Annotated in this window: 4 protein-coding genes; all 4 read left to right on the forward strand. The window is 63.8% G+C overall.

Annotated elements, in window-relative coordinates:
• Positions 1–1,587 (forward strand): PAS domain-containing sensor histidine kinase (locus AC2VLV_RS10455; RefSeq protein ID WP_486989925.1); only part of this gene is annotated, 1,587 nt, incomplete at its 5' end.
• A gap of 54 nt (positions 1,588–1,641) precedes the next feature.
• The gene (locus AC2VLV_RS10460) at positions 1,642–2,256 is read left to right on the forward strand and encodes a response regulator transcription factor (RefSeq protein WP_486989926.1); all 615 of its coding nucleotides are present in this window, start codon (positions 1,642–1,644) and stop codon (positions 2,254–2,256) included.
• Positions 2,257–2,323: 67 nt separating this feature from the next.
• Positions 2,324–3,184 (forward strand): bifunctional methylenetetrahydrofolate dehydrogenase/methenyltetrahydrofolate cyclohydrolase FolD, encoded by an 861-nt coding sequence (gene folD, locus AC2VLV_RS10465; protein ID WP_486989927.1) that lies wholly within the window; start codon positions 2,324–2,326, stop codon positions 3,182–3,184.
• 44 nt (positions 3,185–3,228) lie between these two features.
• On the forward strand, positions 3,229–5,288 hold a 2,060-nt coding region (locus AC2VLV_RS10470), incomplete at its 3' end, for a M3 family metallopeptidase (RefSeq protein ID WP_486989928.1).

Here is a 5,288-nt window from a genome sequence, read left to right on the forward strand (position 1 = left end):
CAGGAGGCGCTCACCCGAGAAACCGCCTTTCGCCGCGCCATCGAAAACTCGCTTTCCACCGGCATGCAGGCGGTGGACATGCAAGGTCGCATTCAATATGTCAACCTGTCGTTCTGCCGCATGACCGGCTTTGAAGACAGCGATCTGATCGGCAGCCAGCCGCCCTACCCTTACTGGCCCGCGCAACAAGGCGCAGAAATGGCGCTGGCCATTCAGCAAAGCCTCGACGGCCTCGCACCGCCCTCGGGATTCGCGCTCAAGATCCGCCGCAAGAACGGCAGTGAGTTCGATGCGCGGGTCTATGTCTCGCCGCTTATTGATGTGCGCGAGAAGCAGACGGGCTGGATCATGTCGGTCACCGACATCACCGAGCCCACCCGCATCCGGCAGGAACTCGCGGCTTCTCACGAGCGCTTCGTCGCCGTGCTCGAAGGGCTGGACGCCGCGGTCTCGGTGATCTCGCTGGGCACCGAAGAGCCGCTGTTCGCCAACAAGCTCTACCGCCAGTGGTTCGGCGCGTCGGTGCACGGCCACCTCATGCTCAATGGCGGACAGATGACCTCGGTCGCCGACGACGATCATGTCGACACCGTCGACTCGTTTGCCGGCCTGCCCGCCGACGAAATCCTCGACGGCCATTCCAACGCGCATGAAACCCACGTCGAAGCGCTCGACCGCTGGTTCGACGTGCGCCAGCGCTATATGCAATGGGTGGACGGCCGGGTGGCGCAGTTGCTGATCGCCACCGACATCACCCCGCGCAAGCGCGCCGAGGAAACCGCGCGCAAGCAGGAGGAAAAAGCCCAGATCACCAGCCGCCTGATCACCATGGGCGAGATGGCCTCGTCGCTGGCGCATGAGCTCAACCAGCCGCTCACCGCCATCAGCAACTACTCCTCGGGCATGATCGCCCGCGTCAAAACCCACGGCATGACCCAGCAGGAATTGATCGATGCGCTGGAAAAAACCGGACGGCAGGCGCAGCGGGCCGCCGGGGTCATCAAACGGGTGCGCGATTTTGTGAAAAAGAGCGAGCCCGCGCGCGTGTCGTGCCGCGTGCAGGACATTGTGCGCAACACCCTGGAACTGGCCGATATCGAGCTCACGCGGCGCAATGTGCGGCTGCTCAACTTCGTCGCCCCCGGCATTCCCACGCTGTACGCCGATCCGATTCTGATCGAGCAGGTGCTCCTCAACCTGCTGCGCAATGCGGCCGAATCGGTGGACAAGGCCGGGCGGCAAGGCAATCTGCGCAGCATCGAACTCAAGATCATGGCCGATGCCGAGCGGGTGACTTTCACCGTGAAAGATCACGGCACCGGCATCGATGAAGCCGTGATGGAGCGACTGTTCGAAGCCTTCTACACCACCAAGGCCGAAGGCCTGGGCATCGGCCTGAACATCTGCCGCTCGATCATCGAGTACCACCAGGGCCGTCTCTGGGCCGAGAATTATTACAATCAATCGGTGATTGCCGGATGCCTCTTCAGCTTCACCCTGCCGCTCGGAGCCCCCAAAGAGCGGCCTCGGCCACCGGCCCCATCCGGCGATTCCGCGCATCCCGACTTCCTTCCGTCCCGCTTGTGACCCCCGGCAACTGAAGCCCCACTTCTCATCACTTCCCATCCTTCTCGATTGCTCATGAAAACAGCCAACAAAGGTACCGTGTATGTGGTGGATGACGACGAGGCCGTGCGCGATTCGCTGCAGTGGCTGCTCGAAGGCAACGACTACCGCGTGCGCTGCTTCGAATCCGCCGAAAATTTCCTCACCCGTTTCGACCCGCGCGAAGTCGCCTGCCTCATCGTCGACGTGCGCATGCCCGGCATGAACGGCCTCGAACTGCAAGACGAATTGCTGCATCGCGGCTGCAGCATGCCGCTGGTGTTCATCACCGGCCACGGCGATGTGCCGATGGCGGTGGACACCATGAAAAAGGGCGCAATCGACTTCATCGAAAAACCGTTCAACGAAGTCGTGCTGCGCGACCTGGTCGATCGCATGCTGCAAAAAGCGCGTCTGTCCGCCGACCAGCAGCAGGCCGAAGCCAGCCGCGGCGCCCTGCTGGGCCGACTCACCGCGCGCGAGTCGCAAGTGCTCGAACGCATCGTGGCCGGGCGGCTGAACAAGCAGATCGCCGACGACCTCAACATCAGCATAAAAACCGTTGAAGCGCACCGTGCCAACATCATGGAAAAGCTCAATGTCAGCACCGTGGCCGATCTGCTCAAGATTGCACTCGGCGCACCCAAATAAATCCGCCCCCTCCCCATGCACCACGCCCGCCCATGCGGGCGTGGTGCATTTTTCGAAGCCCATTCCCATGACAGCCCAACGCCTCGACGGTCTCGCCCTCTCCGCCCAAATCCGCCAGCAGGTCGCGCAGCGCGCGCAGACCTGCAGCGCTGCGGGACATCGCCCCGGCCTCGCCGTCATTCTGGTGGGCGACAGCCCGGCCAGTCAGGTCTATGTGCGCAACAAAATCAAGGCCTGCGAGCAGACCGGCATCCACTCGGTGCTGGAGCAATACGCCGCCGATCTGCAAGAGGCCGCGCTGTTGCAGCGCATCGCCGCGCTCAACGCCGACCCAAAGATCCATGGCATCCTGGTGCAATTGCCCCTGCCCCGCCACATCGACGCCAACAAGGTGATCGAAGCCATTGCGCCATCCAAAGATGTGGACGGCTTTCACGTCGCCAGCGCAGGCGCATTGATGGTGGGACAGCCCGGTTTCAAGCCCTGCACGCCCTATGGCTGCATGAAAATGCTCGAATCCATCGGCCTGCGCGATCTGCGCGGCAAGTCGGCGGTGGTGGTGGGCCGCTCGAACATTGTCGGCAAGCCGATGGCCTTGATGCTGCTGGCGGCCAATGCCACGGTCACCATCGCGCACAGCGGCACGGCCGATCTGGCCGCAGTGTGCCGCCAGGCCGATATTCTGGTGGCCGCCGTCGGGCGTGAAAACCTGATCACTGCCGACATGGTCAAGCCCGGCGCCGTGGTGATCGACGTGGGCATGAACCGCAACGCAGCGGGCAAGCTCTGTGGCGATGTGGACTTCGACGGTGTCAGCGAAGTCGCCGGCTGGATCACCCCGGTGCCCGGCGGCGTCGGGCCCATGACCATTGCGATGCTGCTGGTCAATACTCTGGAGTCGTGCGAGCGAGCCCACGCCCGCCCATAATTTCAGCCTCGTCCCCGACCCGACTTGATGCACCGACCGACACCATGACCCTCGCTCTGCCCGCCAACAACCCGCTGTGTGATTTTCGCGATCTTCCCGACTATGCCGCGGTAAAACCCGAGCACATCGAGCCCGCGCTCGACGCGCTGATTCAGGCAGCGGAACAGACGCTGGATCAGGTCACCGCAACCGCCACCGCCCCTACCTGGGCCGCCGTGGTGGAGCCGCTGGAGCGCGCCACCGAACACCTGGGTCGTGCCTGGGGCGTGGTCAGCCACCTCAACGCCGTGGCCGACACCCCCGCCCTGCGCGCCGCCTACAACGCCATGCTGCCCAAGATCACCGAGTTCTGGACCCGGCTGGGCCAGAACGAGGGGCTGCTGCGGCAATATCAGGCGCTGCACGACAGCGCCGAGTTTTCCCGCCTCAGCCCGACGCGCCAGCGCATCATCGAGCATGCTTTGCGTGACTTCCGCTTGAGCGGTGCGCTGCTCGAAGGCCACGCCCGCAGCCGCTACGCCGAAATTCAGGAGCGCCTGGCCGCGCTCAGCCAAACCTTCTCCGAACACGTGCTCGATGCCACAGCGGCCTATGCCGAATACGTCAGTGAAGAACAGACCGCTGGCATTCCGGCCGATGCCCTGCAGGCCGCGCGCGAAACCGCCGAGCGCGACGGCAAACCCGGCTACAAATTTACCCTGCACTATCCGTCGTACATGCCCGTGCTGCAGCACGGCGAACACCGCCCGCTGCGCGAACGCCTGTACCGCGCCTACGTCACCCGTGCAAGCGAGCTTGGCGATGCAAAGTTCGACAACTCCGCTGTCATGGCCGAAATTCTCGCCCTGCGCGACGAAGAAGCCCGTCTGCTCGGCTACGCCAACTACGCCGAAGTCTCGCTGGTGCCCAAAATGGCCGACACCCCGGAGCAGGTGTTGCACTTTCTGCGCGACCTCGCCGCCCGCGCCCGCCCCTTCGCCCAGCGCGACCTCGACACCCTGCGCGCCTTCGCGCAAACAGAGCTTGGCCTGGCCCCGCTCGAAGCCTGGGACATCGCCTGGGCCTCGGAAAAACTGCGGCAGTCGCATTACGCCCTGTCGGAGCAGGAAGTTCGGCAATATTTCACTCTGCCCACCGTCATCGCCGGGCTGTTCCGCGTGGTCGAAACCCTGTTCGGCGTGAAGCTGCGGCGGGTGGAGGGCGACATTCACGCCTGGCACGCCGATGCCGAGCTGTATCGCATCGAAAACACCGAGGGTCACAGCGTCGGTCTGTTCTACCTCGATCTGTACGCCCGCGACGGCAAACGCTCGGGCGCGTGGATGGATCATGTGCGCTCGCGCTGGCTGCACTCAGACGGCACGCTGCAAACCCCGGTCGCCACCCTCACCTGCAACTTTCCCTCGCCGGTGGGCGGAAAGCCCGCCCTGCTCAGCCACGACGACGTACAGACCCTGTTCCACGAGTTCGGCCACGGCCTGCACCATATGCTCACCCAGGTCGACGACATCGCCGTGTCGGGCATCTCTGGCGTCGAATGGGACGCGGTGGAACTGCCCAGCCAGTTGATGGAAAACTTCTGCTGGGAATGGGAAGTGCTGCGCTTTCTCACCCATCATGTGGAAACCGGCCAAGCCATGCCGCGCGCCTTGTTCGACAAAATGCTGGCCGCGAAAAACTTCCAGTCCGGCATGCAGACGCTGCGTCAGGTCGAGTTCTCTGTGCTCGACATGCGCCTGCACCACGACTTGCGCACCTACACCCCCGAAGCGATTGAAGCACTGGTGACGGAGAACCGCGACGAGATCGCCGTGCTGAAGCCGCCCACGTTCAACCGCTTCGTCAACAGCTTCTCCCACATCTTCGCCGGGGGCTATGCGGCGGGCTACTACAGCTACAAATGGGCTGAAGTGCTGTCGGCCGACGCCTTTGAGCGCTTCGAACAAGAAGGCCCGCTCAGTCCGCAAGTGGGCAAAAGCTACCAGCAGGCCATTCTCGCCGTAGGCGGTAGCCGCGATGCCATCGATTCGTTCAAGGCCTTCCGTGGCCGCGAGCCGCGCATCGATGCCCTGCTTCGCCACAGCGGCATGACGGCTGAAGTGGC

This window comes from Thiomonas sp. TH-17 (assembly GCF_057473305.1).